At 51.3% G+C, this 16,477-nt stretch carries 14 protein-coding genes, 2 tRNA genes and 1 rRNA gene; 14 read left to right on the forward strand and 3 right to left on the reverse strand.

What is annotated here, in order from left to right:
• Positions 1 to 69 precede the first annotated feature (69 nt).
• Genes tatA through hemB form a run of 5 tightly spaced genes read left to right on the forward strand, consistent with a single transcriptional unit; the run spans position 70 to position 3,539 of the window.
• Complete coding sequence (gene tatA, locus AB1E22_RS10505; RefSeq protein ID WP_367595278.1) at positions 70 to 330, forward strand: Sec-independent protein translocase subunit TatA; 261 nt, start codon at positions 70 to 72, stop codon at positions 328 to 330.
• 3 nt (positions 331 to 333) lie between these two features.
• A complete protein-coding gene (tatB, locus tag AB1E22_RS10510) occupies positions 334 to 885 on the forward strand; it encodes a Sec-independent protein translocase protein TatB (RefSeq protein WP_367595279.1) in 552 nt (183 codons plus the stop codon).
• 2 nt (positions 886 to 887) lie between these two features.
• Entirely contained in the window at positions 888 to 1,679 is a 792-nt protein-coding gene (gene tatC, locus AB1E22_RS10515) for a Sec-independent protein translocase subunit TatC (RefSeq protein WP_367595280.1), read from the forward strand.
• A gap of 30 nt (positions 1,680 to 1,709) precedes the next feature.
• Positions 1,710 to 2,501, forward strand: coding sequence for a 3'-5' ssDNA/RNA exonuclease TatD (gene tatD, locus AB1E22_RS10520; protein WP_367595281.1), 792 nt, complete (start codon positions 1,710 to 1,712; stop codon positions 2,499 to 2,501).
• Positions 2,502 to 2,516: 15 nt separating this feature from the next.
• Positions 2,517 to 3,539: a porphobilinogen synthase gene (gene hemB / locus AB1E22_RS10525; RefSeq protein WP_367595282.1), complete on the forward strand. Its 1,023-nt coding sequence runs from the start codon at positions 2,517 to 2,519 to the stop codon at positions 3,537 to 3,539.
• A 39-nt stretch (positions 3,540 to 3,578) separates the two neighbouring features.
• Here hemB and rfaH read toward each other — a convergent pair whose 3' ends face one another.
• A complete protein-coding gene (rfaH, locus tag AB1E22_RS10530) occupies positions 3,579 to 4,067 on the reverse strand; it encodes a transcription/translation regulatory transformer protein RfaH (RefSeq protein ID WP_367595283.1) in 489 nt (162 codons plus the stop codon).
• A gap of 176 nt (positions 4,068 to 4,243) precedes the next feature.
• Between rfaH and ubiD the strand changes: the two genes are divergently transcribed.
• Positions 4,244 to 5,737 (forward strand): 4-hydroxy-3-polyprenylbenzoate decarboxylase, encoded by a 1,494-nt coding sequence (gene ubiD / locus AB1E22_RS10535; protein ID WP_367597361.1) that lies wholly within the window; start codon positions 4,244 to 4,246, stop codon positions 5,735 to 5,737.
• Between the two features lie 47 nt (positions 5,738 to 5,784).
• Positions 5,785 to 6,486, forward strand: a complete 702-nt coding sequence (fre, locus tag AB1E22_RS10540; RefSeq protein WP_367595284.1) for an NAD(P)H-flavin reductase — start codon at positions 5,785 to 5,787, stop codon at positions 6,484 to 6,486.
• 97 nt (positions 6,487 to 6,583) lie between these two features.
• On the opposite strand, the gene fadA is transcribed toward fre, so the two are convergent.
• Positions 6,584 to 7,747, reverse strand: a complete 1,164-nt coding sequence (gene fadA, locus AB1E22_RS10545; protein WP_367595285.1) for an acetyl-CoA C-acyltransferase FadA — start codon at positions 7,745 to 7,747, stop codon at positions 6,584 to 6,586.
• Between the two features lie 9 nt (positions 7,748 to 7,756).
• Entirely contained in the window at positions 7,757 to 9,946 is a 2,190-nt protein-coding gene (gene fadB / locus AB1E22_RS10550) for a fatty acid oxidation complex subunit alpha FadB (RefSeq protein WP_367595286.1), read from the reverse strand.
• Positions 9,947 to 10,139: 193 nt separating this feature from the next.
• Here fadB and pepQ point away from each other — a divergent pair, with 193 nt between their 5' ends.
• The 7 genes from pepQ to AB1E22_RS10585 all read left to right on the forward strand — a co-directional run bounded on the left by pepQ (position 10,140) and on the right by AB1E22_RS10585 (position 16,411).
• Entirely contained in the window at positions 10,140 to 11,471 is a 1,332-nt protein-coding gene (gene pepQ, locus AB1E22_RS10555) for a Xaa-Pro dipeptidase (RefSeq protein ID WP_367595287.1), read from the forward strand.
• Entirely contained in the window at positions 11,471 to 12,085 is a 615-nt protein-coding gene (locus AB1E22_RS10560) for an IMPACT family protein (RefSeq protein WP_367595288.1), read from the forward strand. The genes pepQ and AB1E22_RS10560 overlap by 1 nt, the downstream gene beginning before the upstream one ends.
• A gap of 41 nt (positions 12,086 to 12,126) precedes the next feature.
• A complete protein-coding gene (gene trkH, locus AB1E22_RS10565) occupies positions 12,127 to 13,578 on the forward strand; it encodes a Trk system potassium transporter TrkH (protein WP_367595289.1) in 1,452 nt (483 codons plus the stop codon).
• 12 nt (positions 13,579 to 13,590) lie between these two features.
• On the forward strand, positions 13,591 to 14,124 hold the full coding sequence (gene hemG, locus AB1E22_RS10570; RefSeq protein WP_367595290.1) for a menaquinone-dependent protoporphyrinogen IX dehydrogenase: 534 nt from the start codon (positions 13,591 to 13,593) through the stop codon (positions 14,122 to 14,124).
• Between the two features lie 409 nt (positions 14,125 to 14,533).
• Positions 14,534 to 16,075: ribosomal RNA gene (locus tag AB1E22_RS10575) — 16S ribosomal RNA — on the forward strand.
• Between the two features lie 69 nt (positions 16,076 to 16,144).
• Positions 16,145 to 16,221: transfer RNA gene (locus AB1E22_RS10580), tRNA-Ile, on the forward strand.
• 114 nt (positions 16,222 to 16,335) lie between these two features.
• A tRNA-Ala gene (locus tag AB1E22_RS10585) sits at positions 16,336 to 16,411 on the forward strand.
• The last annotated feature ends 66 nt before the right edge of the window (positions 16,412 to 16,477 follow it).

A 16,477-nucleotide genomic window follows, 5' to 3' on the forward strand; every position in this document is an offset into this window, starting at 1 on the left:
TTTTTAACGGACAACGTGCGGTACAATACAGGCCGTTATCTATTCATCACTGTGATTTGAGGCAACATTATGGGTGGTATCAGTATTTGGCAATTGTTGATCATTGCCGTCATCGTCATTCTGCTTTTCGGCACCAAGAAGCTTGGTTCTATCGGCTCTGATTTGGGCGCATCCATCAAAGGCTTCAAAAAAGCGATGGGCGATGATGAAGACAAAGAAAAAGATAAGTCCGTTCAGGATGCTGACTTCACGGCGAAAACGCTCGCAGATAAGCAGCCTGGTGAAGTGAAAAAAGACGAAGCAAAGAGCAACGATAAAGAGCAGGTGTAAGCCGTGTTCGATATTGGTTTCGGTGAACTGCTGCTGGTATTCGTGATTGGTCTGATTGTGCTCGGACCACAACGGTTACCTGTGGCCGTGAAAACGGTTGTTGGCTGGGTACGCGCGCTGCGTTCGCTTGCAACAACCGTGCAAAATGAACTGGTTCAGGAACTGAAAATCCAGGAGCTGCAAGACAGCCTGAAGAAGGTTGAAAAGGCGAGCATGGATAACCTCACTCCAGAGCTAAAGGCATCAATGGATGAGCTGCGTCAGGCAGCAGAATCGATGAAGCGCTCGTATACTCTTGAACCTGAAAAGACGAGTGATGAGGCGCATACCATCCATAACCCGCTGGTGAAAGATGCCAAAGACACCCATGAGGGCGTGACGCCAGCAACGGCTGCGCATCAGGCAAGCTCGCCCGATCAAGCGCCTGCGGGTGAAACTGTTCCTGCACCTGTGGCAGCCGAAGTTTCTGACGAGTTGATTCAACCCCAGAGTCAAACCGTTGTTGAACCCGTCAAAACTCCAGCTCCTTCACAACCTTCGAGTGATAAACAGTAAACATGGCCGTTGAAGATACCCAACCGCTCATCACCCATCTGATAGAGCTGCGTAAGCGACTGTTAAACAGCATTATTGCCGTGCTGGTGATTTTCCTGGCACTGGTCTATTTCGCCAACGACATTTATCAAATCGTCTCTGCGCCGCTGATTAAGCAGATGCCCGTTGGGTCAACGATGATTGCTACCGATGTGGCATCACCGTTTTTTGCTCCCATTAAATTGACGATCTATGTCTCGGTGTTCTTGTCGGCACCGGTGATTCTCTATCAGATCTGGGCGTTTATTGCCCCCGCGCTTTATAAGCACGAGCGCAAACTGGTTATGCCGCTGCTGTTCTCAAGTACGCTGCTGTTTTATATCGGCATCGCGTTTGCCTATTTTGTTGTATTCCCTCTAGCGTTCGGATTCCTGACCAAAACAGCGCCGATCGGGGTCGTGATGTCTACCGACATAACGAAATACCTCGATTTTGTCATGGCACTGTTTATGGCATTTGGTGTCGCCTTTGAAGTTCCAGTCGCCATTATTTTGCTGTGCTGGATGGGGGTTACAACCCCTGAAGGGCTGAAGAAAAAGCGTCCATATATTCTGGTCGGCGCGTTTGTCGTAGGTATGCTTTTAACGCCGCCGGATGTGTTTTCACAAACGCTGCTGGCGATACCGATGTACTGCCTGTTTGAAGTCGGCGTATTTTTCTCTCGTTTCTATGTGGGTAAAGGGCGTAGAGACGCAGACGAAGACCCGGGTGTCAGCCCAGAAACAGAAGACGAACACTCTAAAAAAGAGTCATAATTTCAGACCGCCCATTAGGGCGGTCGTCGTTTGGAAGGCGCTATGTTTGATATCGGTGTAAATCTAACCAGCTCTCAGTTTGCTAAAGACCATGCGGATGTGGTTGCCCGTGCAAAACGTGCGGGCGTTAGCGGTATGTTGCTAACGGGTACGAATCTTCATGAAAGCCAGCAGGCTCTTTTACTGGCGCAACAATACCCCGGTTGCTGGTCTACCGCAGGTGTTCATCCACATGATGCCAGCCAGTGGCAGGACGAAACGGCAGAGGCTATTCGTGAACTTGCGGGTGCCACTGAAGTGGTGGCGATCGGTGAATGTGGCCTGGATTTCAACCGTAACTTCTCAACGCCTGCTGAACAAGAACGTGCTTTTACCGCACAATTGGCCCTGGCGGCAGACCTCATGATGCCTGTATTTTTACACTGCCGTGAAGCACACGAACGTTTTATTACTCTGCTTGACCCGTGGCTCGATAAGCTGCCGGGCGTTGTACTGCACTGTTTTACCGGAACAGAACATGAAGCACGAGAATGTCTGGCACGCGGGCTTTTTATTGGTATCACCGGTTGGGTCTGTGACGAGCGCCGTGGTCTTGAGTTACGTGAGTTGCTACCCATTATTCCAGCGCATCAACTGCTGCTGGAAACGGATGCCCCCTATTTGTTACCGCGGGATCTCAAACCGAAACCAGCATCCCGCCGGAACGAACCCTGCTACTTGCCTCATATCCTGAACAAGGTAGCTCAATGGCGCGGAGAAGATCCCGCCTGGCTTGCACAAGTAACAGATGACAATGCCCGCCGTCTTTTCCGGCTGGCTTAAATCAGGAGAAAGTAAATGAGTTATGCATTTCCCGGTACATTCCCTGGCCGCCGTATGCGCCGCGTCCGCCGTCACGATTTCAGCCGCCGTTTGGTTGCTGAAAATCAGTTAACGGTTAACGACCTTATCTACCCTGTGTTCGTGATGGAAGGTCAGAACCGCCAGGAAGAAGTGCCGTCGATGCCGGGTGTTTACCGCATGACCATCGATTTGCTGCTCAAAGAAGCCGAAGCCGTTGCTAAGCTGGGCGTACCGGTGTTGTCGCTGTTCCCGGTGATTGAAAGCGCGGGTAAATCATTGCATGCCGAAGAAGCTTATAACCCAAATGGCCTGGTTCAGCGCTCCGTTCGTGCCCTGAAAGATGCCGTACCAGAGTTGGGTTTACTGACCGATGTCGCGCTTGATCCCTATACCACTCACGGTCAGGACGGCGTTATCGACGAAGACGGTTATGTTATCAATGATATTACGCGTGAGATTCTGGTGCGCCAGGCGCTGTCCCATGCAGAAGCCGGGGCTGAAATTATTGCGCCGAGCGATATGATGGATGGCCGTATCGGTGCCATCCGCGATCAGCTTGAAATTGATGGTTTCGTGAATACCCAAATTATGTCTTACGCGGCGAAATATGCATCCTGCTATTACGGCCCGTTCCGTGATGCGATTGGTTCTTCTGGCAATCTGAAAGGCGGCAATAAAAAGACCTATCAGATGGACCCTGCCAATAGCGATGAGGCATTGCAGGAAGTCGCGCAGGATCTGCAAGAAGGCGCAGATATGGTGATGGTAAAACCGGGTATGCCGTATTTGGACGTGGTTCGTCGTGTGAAAGACACTTTCGGCGTGCCGACTTTTGCCTATCAGGTTTCTGGTGAGTATGCGATGCATATGGCGGCGATTCAGAACGGTTGGATGGCAGAGAAACCGGCGATTATGGAATCGCTATTGTGCTTTAAACGGGCGGGTGCAGACGGCATACTGACGTATTTCTCTAAGCGCGTGGCTCAGTGGTTGCATGACGAGCAAATGCAGCGCTAGTTTTGAATAAAATAAGAGGCCAGCAATCGCTGGCCTTTTTTATGTCTTTTTGAAATCGGTATTCTTCACACTCTGCATCACTTGTTTATTCAAGAGATTGAGCAGCAGCATGGAGCGGGCTTCACCATCCGGCTCGCTAAAAATAGCTTCCAGCCCTTCGAATGCCCCTTCAGTTATTACCACACGATCGCCCTGGTAAGGGGTATCCGGGTCAGTGACGTTTTCTGGTTGGTGATTAATGAGTTGGTTAATCACATCAGCCGGCACGGTGGCAGGAAGACTGCCGAAGCGTACGAAATGACTCACACCACGCGTTGAATGTATCGTGGTGGTATGAATAATTTCAGGGTCAAACTGAACAAACATATAATTCGGGAACAGTGGTTCATCGACCGCAGTGCGTTTGCCTCGCACGATCTTTTCGATTTTGATCATCGGGGTGAGGCAATTCACTTCCTGACGCTCAAGATGCTCTTGCGCCCGCAGTAATTGACCCCGTTTGCAGTACAACAGATACCAGGATTCCATAATGTCTCTTTTTCCTAATCAACCGAAGAAGGATAACAAAAGGCCGTTATTAGGGATAGACAGCACAAGTATAACCCTTAGCTGTTTGGTTATCAGACAAGCATTTACGCGTTATTAACAAAAATACAGCATGCAGTGCATGAAGCCCGTATAATGACCGCAAAATCCTGACTACGATTAATTGCATGAAATACCACGACCTACGCGATTTCCTGGAACTGCTTGAACAACGCGGCGAGCTAAAGCGTATCGCAATGCCGGTCGATCCGTACCTGGAAATGACTGAAATTGCCGATCGTACTTTACGAGCCAATGGCCCGGCGCTGCTGTTTGAAAACCCGAAAGGGTACGACATGCCGGTGCTGTGCAACCTGTTCGGCACGCCGAAACGTGTTGCGATGGGAATGGGGCAAGAAGATGTTTCTGCCCTACGCGAAGTCGGCAAGCTACTTGCTTTCCTGAAAGAACCGGAACCGCCGAAAGGCTTCCGCGACCTGTTCGATAAACTACCGCAGTTTAAACAAGTTCTGAATATGCCGACCAAACGGCTGCGTAATGCCCCTTGTCAGGAGCAAATTTGGGAAGGCGATGAGGTCGATTTATCCCGCATCCCTATCATGCAATGTTGGCCTGAAGATGCAGCCCCGCTGATTACCTGGGGTTTGACGGTAACGCGTGGGCCACACAAAGAGCGCCAGAATCTGGGTATTTATCGCCAGCAACTTATTGGTAAAAACAAACTGATTATGCGTTGGCTGTCGCATCGCGGTGGCGCACTGGATTTCCAGGAGTGGTGTGCTGAGCATCCGGGTGAGCGTTTCCCTGTTTCTGTTGCGCTGGGTGCCGATCCGGCAACCATTCTCGGCGCGGTAACGCCGGTGCCTGATACGCTGTCAGAATATGCGTTTGCCGGTTTGCTACGCGGTACAAAAACCGAAGTAGTGAAGTGTATTTCTAACGATCTCGAAGTGCCTGCCAGCGCGGAAATTGTGCTGGAAGGGTATATCGAGCCGGGAGAAATGGCACCGGAAGGGCCTTATGGTGACCACACGGGCTACTACAATGAAATAGATGACTTCCCGGTGTTTACCGTGACGCATATTACTCAGCGTCAGAATGCGATTTATCATTCAACCTATACCGGACGGCCACCGGATGAACCTGCGGTTCTCGGCGTGGCACTCAATGAAGTGTTTGTGCCCATTTTGCAGAAGCAGTTCCCGGAAATTGTCGATTTTTATCTGCCGCCGGAAGGCTGTTCCTATCGTCTTGCGGTTGTCACCATCAAGAAGCAATACGCTGGCCACGCCAAACGCGTAATGATGGGCGTCTGGTCTTTCCTTCGGCAGTTTATGTATACCAAGTTTGTTATTGTCTGCGATGACGATGTCAACGCGCGTGACTGGAACGATGTGATTTGGGCTATCACCACGCGTATGGATCCGGCGCGTGATACCGTACTGGTAGAAAACACGCCAATTGATTACCTGGATTTTGCCTCGCCGGTTTCCGGGCTTGGCTCAAAAATGGGACTGGATGCCACCAATAAATGGCCGGGAGAAACCCAGCGCGAGTGGGGGCGTCCTATTAAAAAAGATGCAGAAGTATGTGCGCGTATCGATGCAATCTGGGATGAACTGGCTATTTTCGACGACGGTAAAAACGCCTGAGCGGCGGATTTTACCGTTTTGCATTATTGACCCGACAGAGGGGAAGCATGACAACCTTAAGCTGTAAAGTGACCTCGGTAGAAGCGATAACTGATACGGTATATCGCGTTCGATTACTGCCGGAAGCGAAGTTCTCCTTTCAGGCCGGGCAGTATTTGATGGTGGTGATGGATGAGCGCGACAAACGCCCGTTCTCCATGGCGTCCACGCCGAGCGACCATGAGTTTATCGAACTGCACATTGGTGCGTCAGAGATTAATCTGTACGCCATGGCCGTGATGGACCGCATTCTGAAAGAGAAGGAAATCGTTGTTGATATTCCGCACGGCGATGCCTGGCTGCGTGACGACGAAGATCGTCCACTGATTCTGATTGCGGGTGGCACCGGATTCTCTTATGTACGTTCGATTTTGCTGACTGCGCTTGCGCGTAATCCACAGCGCGAAATCGCAATTTACTGGGGTGGCCGTGAAGACAAGCATCTGTATGATTTGTCTGAGTTAGAAGCGCTGTCGGTTGTGCATCCCCATTTGCGTGTTGAAGCCGTTGTTGAGCAACCGGAAGAAGGCTGGCGCGGACGCACCGGCACTGTGTTGGCGGCGGTAATGCAGGATTACGGTACGCTTGCCGGGCATGATATTTATATTGCCGGACGTTTTGAAATGGCGAAGATTGCGCGCGACCTGTTCTGTAATGAACGTGGTGCGAACGTCGATCGCATGTTCGGTGATGCTTTCGCGTTTATTTAAGAGCAAACCGAGCAGACAGGCCACCGCATAGTCGGTGGCTTTTGTTTTTGAGCGAAACAGAAAAAAACCCGCCCCTGACAGGCGGGAAATACGGCAACTAAACTCGTTCAATAACAGTGGCAATACCTTGACCTAATCCGATGCACATGGTGGCGAGGCCGAACTGCGCATCGCGACGCTCCATCAGATTTAACAACGTAGTACTAATGCGAGAACCGGAACAGCCGAGCGGGTGACCCAATGCAATCGCGCCGCCGTTGAGGTTAATCTTCTCGTCGATCTTATCCATCAGCCCCAGATCTTTAATACACGGAAGGATCTGTGCGGCGAAGGCTTCGTTCATCTCAAACAGGTCGATATCGGCGACGCTCAGGCCCGCTTTTTTCAGCGCCATTTGTGAGGCCGGAACCGGGCCGTAACCCATAATTGATGGATCGCAGCCCACTACCGCCATAGAACGAACGTAAGCGCGAATCTTCAGCCCTAACTCTTTGGCGCGGGTTTCGCTCATCAACAACATGGCTGATGCACCATCGGAAAGCGCAGAAGAAGTGCCCGCTGTGACGGTTCCGTTGACCGGATCAAAGGCGGGTTTAAGCGCAGCCAGACCTTCAACGGTCGTTTCCGGACGAATGACTTCATCGTAATCAAAGCGTTTGAGCACACCGTCTGCGTCGTGGCCGCTGGTCGGCAGGATTTCTGCTTTGAAGTGGCCTGCTTCCGTGGCTGCCCATGCACGTTGGTGTGAACGCGCGGCAAACTGATCCTGCATTTCACGGCTAATGCCATGCATGCGGGACAGCATTTCGGCGGTCAATCCCATCATGCCCGCCGCTTTTGCGACGTTGCGGCTCAGGCCTGGATGGAAATCTACGCCGTGGCTCATCGGCACGTGGCCCATATGTTCCACACCGCCAATCAGGCAGGCGTGCGCATCACCGGTCTGAATCATACGGGCCGCGTCGTGCAGTGCCTGCATGGAAGAACCACACAGACGGTTCACCGTTACAGCGGGAACAGAATGCGGAATTTCGGCCAACAATGCGGCGTTGCGCGCAATATTGAAACCTTGCTCCAGCGTCTGCTGCACGCAGCCCCAATAAATGTCATCCAGAGCAGCAGCTTCTAACGCCGGATTACGGGATAAAATGCCGCGCATCAGATGAGCGGAAAGATCTTCCGCACGCAGATTGCGAAATGCACCGCCTTTTGAACGGCCCATCGGGGTGCGGATGGCATCAACAATTACAACCTTTTCCATAATCACTCCTCAGGCACTTTTCAGGACACCAGCTGGGCGCGCAGGCTCAACCGGTGGATAGTACGGCTCGTTACGGGAAGCTTTCGCGCGCAGACCCTCTGGTACCTGGTATAGCGGGCCAAGATGTTCATACTGCTGAGCCATGTCGAGATATTTGGCGCTGCCGATGGTGTCTAACCAGCGGAATGCACCGCCGTGGAACGGAGGGAATCCCAGGCCATAAACCAGCGCCATATCCGCTTCTGCCGGGCTTGCGATAATGCCTTCTTCCAGGCATCGCACCACTTCGTTAACCATTGGGATCATCATGCGAGCGATGATCTCTTCGTCGCTGAAGTTGTGGCGTGGTTTGCTCACATCAGCCAGCAGGCTATCGGTGGCCTCATCTTGCTCTTTGCGCGGTTTGCCTTTGCTGTCTTGTTTGTAGCGATAGAAACCCTGTTGAGTTTTCTGGCCGTAGCGACCCGCATCAAACATCGCATCAACCGCATCGCGGTAATCTTTTTGCATACGCTGTGGGAAACCAGCGGCCATAACAGCTTGCGCGTGGTGCGCGGTATCAATACCAACCACGTCTAGCAGATATGCCGGGCCCATCGGCCAGCCAAACTGCTTTTCCATTACTTTGTCGATTTGGCGGAAATCGGCGCCGTCACGCATTAACTGGCTGAAACCTGCAAAGTACGGGAACAGCACGCGGTTGACGAAGAAGCCTGGGCAGTCGTTCACAACGATAGGTGTTTTGCCCATTTTGCTGGCCCACGCCACGACTTTAGCGATAGTTTGCTCAGAGGTTTTCTCGCCACGAATCACTTCGACCAGCGGCATGCGATGCACCGGGTTGAAGAAGTGCATTCCGCAGAAGTTTTCCGGGCGCTTCAGGCTGTTCGCCAGTTCGCTGATAGGAATGGTAGAGGTGTTAGAGGCCAGAACAGTGTCCGGGCGCACTTTATCTTCCACTTCCGCCAGAACGGCTTTTTTCACTTTCGGGTTTTCAACAACGGCTTCAACCACCACATCGACACGCTCAAAACCTGCGTAATCCAGTGTCGGGTGGATGGTGGCAATCACGCTAGCCAGTTTCATGCCGTCGATCTTGCCGCGTTCCAGCTGCTTGTTGAGCAGTTTGCTGGCTTCGTTGATGCCCAGCTCCAGCGACTTCTCGTTAATATCCTTCATTAATACCGGTACGCCTTTCCAGGCTGACTGGTAAGCAATGCCTCCGCCCATGATCCCGGCGCCAAGAACGGCGGCTTGTTTCGGGGTTTCGGTATTTTTAGTCAGCTTTTTCGCCTGACCTTTTATGTATTGGTCGTTAAGGAAAATCCCGACCAGCGCACGGGCCTCATTGGATCGCGCCAATGGCACGAAACTTTGAGTCTCCAGTTGTAATGCTTCGTCACGGCCTAATCTTGCTGCCGCTTCAATTGTTTTGACTGCCATCATCGGAGCAGGGTAGTGCTTGCCTGCAATTTGCATCACCATGCTTTTGGCAATGGTGAAGCTCATAGTGGCTTCAATTTTGCTCAGCTTCAGTGGCTGCAGTTTTGGTGCGCGTTTGGCTTTCCAGTCCAGATCGCCGTTAATCGCCTGACGTAATATCGCCAGTGCGCCGTCGCGCAGCTTTTCAGTTTTAACTACGCCATCAACCAGGCCGATTTTTTGTGCTTCAGTCGCACTGACATCTTTTCCGGCGGTGATAATCTCCAGCGCGCTATCGGCACCCAGCATACGCGGCAAGCGCACTGAACCGCCAAAGCCCGGCATGATGCCAAGTTTAGTTTCAGGCAAACCGATGCGGGCATCCGGCGTTGCCAGACGATAATCTGTTGCCAGCACGCATTCGCAGCCGCCGCCAAGGGCATAACCATTTACCGCCGCAATGGTTGGGACGGGCAGATCTTCCAGGCGGTTGAATACGCTGTTGGCGAATTGCAGCCAGTGGGTCAGTTGTTCCGCAGGGACCAGGAACAGCGACAGGAATTCGGTAATGTCCGCGCCAACTATAAATGCGGCTTTATTGGAACTCAGCAGCAGGCCTTTTAGGTTCGGCTGCTTTTCCAGCACATCCAGCGCGTGACCCAGGCTTGCTACGGTCGCGGTGTCGAGTTTGTTCACTGAGCCGGGTGCATCGAATACCAATTCTGCGATGCCATCTTCCAGCCAGTCGAGATGTAAGGTTTCACCTTGGTAGAGCATGTCAGTCTCCTGAATCCAGCAATGGGATCTGGTCGTACCAGATGGAGGTGAGTGTGGAATTTATGTTAATGAAATGCAAATGACTCTTTAAATATTTGCAAAGATGATCACAGCCGCTGGAAATAAGTTCGCGAACTTTACGGTGTGCTAAGATGCGTGGCGTTCAGGTTATAAAAAAACAGAAGGGTAAATCATGGATTCACTGGCCTCACTTTATAAAGATCATGTGGCAACCTTGCAGGAACGCACCCGCAATGTTCTGGCGCGCTTCAACCTTGACGCGCTGTTGATTCACTCGGGCGAGCTCATTAACGTCTTCCTCGACGATCATCCGTATCCGTTCAAAGTTAACCCGCAGTTCAAAGCCTGGGTTCCGGTAACACAAGTGCCAAACTGCTGGCTGCTGGTGGATGGCGTTAATAAGCCGAAATTGTGGTTTTACCTCCCGGTTGATTACTGGCATAACGTTGAACCGCTGCCAGAATCCTTCTGGACTGACGAAATTGAAGTGATTGCTCTGCCAAAAGCTGACGGCATTGGCAGCCAACTGCCTGCTGCTCGTGGCAATGTCGGTTACATCGGACCGGTGCCTGAGCGTGCTTTGCAGCTTGAGATTCAATCCGCCAACATCAACCCGAAAGGGGTGATTGATTATCTGCATTACCATCGTGCCTATAAAACTGACTATGAACTGGCATGCATGCGTGAAGCACAGAAAACGGCTGTGGTCGGCCATCAGGCAGCGCACGAAGCCTTCCTGTCTGGCATGAGCGAGTTTGACATCAATCAGGCTTATCTAACTGCAACCGGGCACCGCGATACCGATGTTCCTTATGGCAATATCGTGGCGCTTAATGAGCATGCCGCTGTATTGCATTACACCAAACTGGATAATCGTGCTCCTTCCGAAATGCGCAGCTTCTTGCTTGATGCAGGGGCTGAATACAACGGTTATGCCGCAGATTTGACGCGCACCTGGTCGGCTAATAGCGATAACGATTATGCTCAACTGGTGAAAGATGTTAACGCCGAACAACTTGCGTTAATCGATACCCTGAAAGCAGGCGTGCGCTACACCGATTACCATATTCAGTTCCATCAACGTATCGCAAAACTGTTGAATCGCCATAAGCTGGTGACTGGGATTAGCGAAGAAGCGATGGTTGAAACCGGTATTACCGGGCCATTTATGCCGCATGGCCTGGGCCACCCGTTAGGTTTGCAGGTACATGATGTCGCAGGCTTCATGCAGGATGATACCGGCACGCATCTTGCCGCGCCTTCGCAATATCCGTATCTGCGCTGCACCCGTATTCTGGAACCACGCATGGTGCTGACCATCGAACCTGGCATTTACTTCATTGAATCTCTGCTTGCTCCATGGCGAGAGGGGCAATACAGCAAGCACTTTGACTGGCAGCGCATCGAAGCAATGAAACCATTCGGCGGCGTGCGCATTGAAGACAACGTGGTTGTTCACGAAAATAGCATTGAAAATATGACGCGTGACCTGAAGCTGGCGTAATGGATAGTTGGCTTATTCCTGCTGAGTCCGTCACGTTCAGTGAGGAAATCAAGAAAAGCCGTTTTATTACGCTGGTCGCTCATACGGCTGGCGTAGTAGCGGCAAAAGCTTTTCTTGAAAAAGTGCGTTCCGAACACCCCGCAGCCCGGCATCATTGCTGGGCCTGGGTGGCTGGTGCGCCGGATGACTCGCAGCAATTAGGTTTCTCGGATGATGGTGAGCCAGCCGGTACCGCAGGGAAACCAATGCTCGCCCAGCTTATGGGCAGTGGTATTGGTGAAATAACCGCAGTGGTCGTCCGCTATTCCGGGGGTATTAAACTTGGAACAGGCGGCCTGGTTAAAGCCTATGGCGGCGGAGTACAGGCTGCATTAAATCAATTGCCTACAGTGCTCAAAGTTCCATTAACCGAATATACTTTGCAGTGTGATTATGCGCAGCTCGCGGGAATTGAAGCGTTGCTTAAACAATGCAATGGAGTTCTCGTGCAAAGTGATTTTCAAGCGTTTGTATTATTACGTATCGCGTTACCACACGCGAAATTTGCTGACTTCTCAGTCAGACTTGCTGATTTTAGCCGCGGTGCATTGCATTTGTTGCCGGCTGAACAATAATTCCCTCTCGTTATTTATTGATAGTTAAGGAAGCGGCTGAAATGCATTTTCGCGCCATAACCCGAATCGTTGGTCTGTTAGTCATTCTTTTCTCTGTGACCATGATAATCCCTGGGTTGGTTGCCTTACTTTATCGCGATGGTGCTGGCCGTGCTTTCACCCAGACATTTTTCGTCGCACTGATTATTGGTTCGTTTCTATGGTGGCCTAACCGGCGGCAAAAAAGCGAACTGAAACCGCGAGAAGGTTTCCTGATCGTCGTCTTGTTCTGGACGGTGCTGGGGAGCGTGGGGGCATTGCCCTTTATCTTTGCGGAGCAGCCGAATTTAACTATCACCGATGCCTTCTTTGAATCGTTCTCAGGTTTAACAACCACTGGTGCGACGACGCTTGTCGGCCTCGATTCGCTTCCGCATGCGATTCTGTTTTATCGGCAAATGCTGCAATGGTTTGGCGGTATGGGGATCATTGTGCTTGCCGTGGCGATTCTGCCGATTCTGGGCGTCGGCGGGATGCAGCTTTATCGTGCGGAAATGCCGGGGCCGCTTAAAGATAACAAAATGCGTCCGCGAATTGCGGATACCGCAAAAACGTTGTGGATCATTTATGTTTTGCTGACGGTTGCATGTGCGTTGGCGCTTTGGTTTGCTGGGATGCCAGCGTTTGATGCAATAGGCCACAGCTTTGCGACTATTGCCATCGGGGGATTCTCTACTCACGATGCCAGTATCGGTTATTTCGACAGTCCAACCATCAATACTATTATTGCTATCTTCTTACTGATCTCAGGCTGTAACTATGGTCTGCACTTCTCCTTATTAAGCGGGCGTAATTTAAAAGTTTACTGGCGTGACCCTGAGTTCCGCATGTTTATCGGAGTGCAACTGACGCTAGTGGTTATCTGCACTCTGGTGCTGTGGTTCCATAATACCTATCAATCGGCATTGCTCACGGTGAACCAGGCATTCTTCCAGGTGGTTTCGATGGCGACGACGGCTGGATTTACCACAGATAGCATCGCCCGTTGGCCACTTTTCTTACCGGTGTTGCTGCTGTGCTCTGCTTTTATCGGGGGCTGTGCGGGTTCAACGGGTGGTGGTTTGAAGGTCATCCGAATCCTGCTGTTGTTCAAACAGGGCAACCGTGAGCTGAAACGTTTGGTGCACCCAAATGCGGTTTACAGCATTAAGCTTGGGAACCGTGCGCTACCAGAACGTATTCTGGAAGCCGTGTGGGGATTCTTCTCGGCTTATGCGCTGGTGTTTATCGTCAGTATGCTCGCCATTATTGCGACTGGTGTGGATGACTTCTCGGCATTTGCTTCAGTTGCGGCCACGCTGAATAACCTCGGCCCAGGTTTGGGCGTCGTGGCGGACAACTTCGCCAGCATGAATCCAGTGGCGAAATGGATATTGATTGCCAACATGCTGTTTGGCCGTCTTGAAGTATTTACTTTACTCGTACTGTTTACGCCAACTTTCTGGCGAGAGTAACTGGAGCCTGTAGTGAGAACTTTGATTCTATTTTCGACCCGTGATGGTCAGACTCGCGAGATTGCTTCTTATATAGCATCTGAACTGAAAGAGCTGGGCGTTGAGAGTGATGTCGTTAACCTGCATCGCAGTGGCGATATCGCCTGGGGAAACTACGAGCGCGTCATTATCGGCGCGTCTATTCGTTACGGGCATTTTCATTCTTCAGTAGCTGCGTTTGTGAAAAAGCATCAGCAAGCATTGAATACGATCCCGAGCGCTTTCTTCTCTGTGAACCTGGTCGCCCGCAAACCCGAGAAGCGTTCCCCGCAAACTAACTCTTATACGCGTAAGTTCTTGCTGACCTCTCCGTGGCAACCAAATCACTGCGCTGTGTTTGCTGGCGCGCTGCGTTATCCGCGATATCATTGGTATGACCTCCTTATGATCCGTTTGATTATGAAAATGACCGGCGGTGAAACGGATACCAGTAAAGAAGTGGTTTATACCGATTGGTCTCAGGTGGCGCGTTTCGCCCATGAAATAGCTCACTTAAACAGCAGATAGTGTCCAAAACACCCGTTTTGCTGAAAAAAAAGACGCTTAGTAATTATTTTGCATTTTATACTTGTCAGCCTCCAGAAAATCCCTATACTGCGCCTCCACTGACACGGCACAACGGCTTACAAACCGGCTGGTTAGTTGGAGTGAAGCGCGAAATAATCGCTTGACTCTGAAAGAGGAAAGCGTAATATACGCCACCTCGAGTTAGCAAGCGAAAGCGCCTAACTCACTGCTCTTTAACAATTTATCAGACAATCTGTGTGGGCACTCGCAGGATTGATATCTCAGATACCTCCGGGTATCAAAAAAATATCAAGTCTTGAAGAGTGACCAAGCAGTAATTCATTTAGTTGAATTATTACGAAAGTTAATTTTTGAGCACCGCTTACTCATTGTAAGCAAATCAAGCTTTTAATTGAAGAGTTTGATCATGGCTCAGATTGAACGCTGGCGGCAGGCCTAACACATGCAAGTCGAGCGGCAGCGGGAAGTAGCTTGCTACTTTGCCGGCGAGCGGCGGACGGGTGAGTAATGTCTGGGAAACTGCCTGATGGAGGGGGATAACTACTGGAAACGGTAGCTAATACCGCATAACGTCTTCGGACCAAAGAGGGGGACCTTCGGGCCTCTTGCCATCAGATGTGCCCAGATGGGATTAGCTAGTAGGTGAGGTAATGGCTCACCTAGGCGACGATCCCTAGCTGGTCTGAGAGGATGACCAGCCACACTGGAACTGAGACACGGTCCAGACTCCTACGGGAGGCAGCAGTGGGGAATATTGCACAATGGGCGCAAGCCTGATGCAGCCATGCCGCGTGTATGAAGAAGGCCTTCGGGTTGTAAAGTACTTTCAGCGAGGAGGAAGGCATTGTGGTTAATAACCGCAGTGATTGACGTTACTCGCAGAAGAAGCACCGGCTAACTCCGTGCCAGCAGCCGCGGTAATACGGAGGGTGCAAGCGTTAATCGGAATTACTGGGCGTAAAGCGCACGCAGGCGGTTTGTTAAGTCAGATGTGAAATCCCCGGGCTCAACCTGGGAACTGCATTTGAAACTGGCAAGCTTGAGTCTTGTAGAGGGGGGTAGAATTCCAGGTGTAGCGGTGAAATGCGTAGAGATCTGGAGGAATACCGGTGGCGAAGGCGGCCCCCTGGACAAAGACTGACGCTCAGGTGCGAAAGCGTGGGGAGCAAACAGGATTAGATACCCTGGTAGTCCACGCCGTAAACGATGTCGACTTGGAGGTTGTTCCCTTGAGGAGTGGCTTCCGGAGCTAACGCGTTAAGTCGACCGCCTGGGGAGTACGGCCGCAAGGTTAAAACTCAAATGAATTGACGGGGGCCCGCACAAGCGGTGGAGCATGTGGTTTAATTCGATGCAACGCGAAGAACCTTACCTACTCTTGACATCCACAGAATTCGGCAGAGATGCCTTAGTGCCTTCGGGAACTGTGAGACAGGTGCTGCATGGCTGTCGTCAGCTCGTGTTGTGAAATGTTGGGTTAAGTCCCGCAACGAGCGCAACCCTTATCCTTTGTTGCCAGCGGTCCGGCCGGGAACTCAAAGGAGACTGCCAGTGATAAACTGGAGGAAGGTGGGGATGACGTCAAGTCATCATGGCCCTTACGAGTAGGGCTACACACGTGCTACAATGGCGCATACAAAGAGAAGCGACCTCGCGAGAGCAAGCGGACCTCATAAAGTGCGTCGTAGTCCGGATCGGAGTCTGCAACTCGACTCCGTGAAGTCGGAATCGCTAGTAATCGTAGATCAGAATGCTACGGTGAATACGTTCCCGGGCCTTGTACACACCGCCCGTCACACCATGGGAGTGGGTTGCAAAAGAAGTAGGTAGCTTAACCTTCGGGAGGGCGCTTACCACTTTGTGATTCATGACTGGGGTGAAGTCGTAACAAGGTAACCGTAGGGGAACCTGCGGTTGGATCACCTCCTTACCTGAAAGATACGAACTTGCGTAGTGCTCACACAGATTGTCTGATAGAAAACGAGCAGTAAAACCTTATAGGCTTGTAGCTCAGGTGGTTAGAGCGCACCCCTGATAAGGGTGAGGTCGGTGGTTCAAGTCCACTCAGGCCTACCAAATTCTCGCCTGTCCTGCATTACAGCATCACTCACATACATTAAGTATGCTACGTGACGCTGCGCTTTGGCCAGCCATGAATTATGGGTAAATCAAAGGTTTTACGAAATCGATGGGGCTATAGCTCAGCTGGGAGAGCGCCTGCCTTGCACGCAGGAGGTCAGCGGTTCGATCCCGCTTAGCTCCACCATTATTTCACGCTCATTCAATATCTCAAAACTGACTTAATCAGTCACGTTTGAGATATTTGCTCTTT

The organism is Buttiauxella gaviniae (assembly GCF_040786275.1).
GTDB classification, from domain to species: Bacteria; Pseudomonadota; Gammaproteobacteria; order Enterobacterales; family Enterobacteriaceae; genus Buttiauxella; species Buttiauxella gaviniae_A.

Bases quoted from the DNA above. Each gene is read 5' to 3' on its own strand.
- pepQ (WP_367595287.1), top strand. From the start codon at position 10,140: ATGGATTCACTGGCCTCACTTTATAAAGATCATGTGGCAACCTTGCAG.
- tatC (WP_367595280.1), top strand. From the start codon at position 888: ATGGCCGTTGAAGATACCCAACCGCTCATCACCCATCTGATAGAGCTG.
- rfaH (WP_367595283.1), bottom strand. From the start codon at position 4,067: ATGGAATCCTGGTATCTGTTGTACTGCAAACGGGGTCAATTACTGCGG.
- AB1E22_RS10560 (WP_367595288.1), top strand. From the start codon at position 11,471: ATGGATAGTTGGCTTATTCCTGCTGAGTCCGTCACGTTCAGTGAGGAA.
- tatA (WP_367595278.1), top strand. From the start codon at position 70: ATGGGTGGTATCAGTATTTGGCAATTGTTGATCATTGCCGTCATCGTC.
- fre (WP_367595284.1), top strand. From the start codon at position 5,785: ATGACAACCTTAAGCTGTAAAGTGACCTCGGTAGAAGCGATAACTGAT.
- fadB (WP_367595286.1), bottom strand. From the start codon at position 9,946: ATGCTCTACCAAGGTGAAACCTTACATCTCGACTGGCTGGAAGATGGC.
- hemB (WP_367595282.1), top strand. From the start codon at position 2,517: ATGAGTTATGCATTTCCCGGTACATTCCCTGGCCGCCGTATGCGCCGC.
- trkH (WP_367595289.1), top strand. From the start codon at position 12,127: ATGCATTTTCGCGCCATAACCCGAATCGTTGGTCTGTTAGTCATTCTT.
- fadA (WP_367595285.1), bottom strand. From the start codon at position 7,747: ATGGAAAAGGTTGTAATTGTTGATGCCATCCGCACCCCGATGGGCCGT.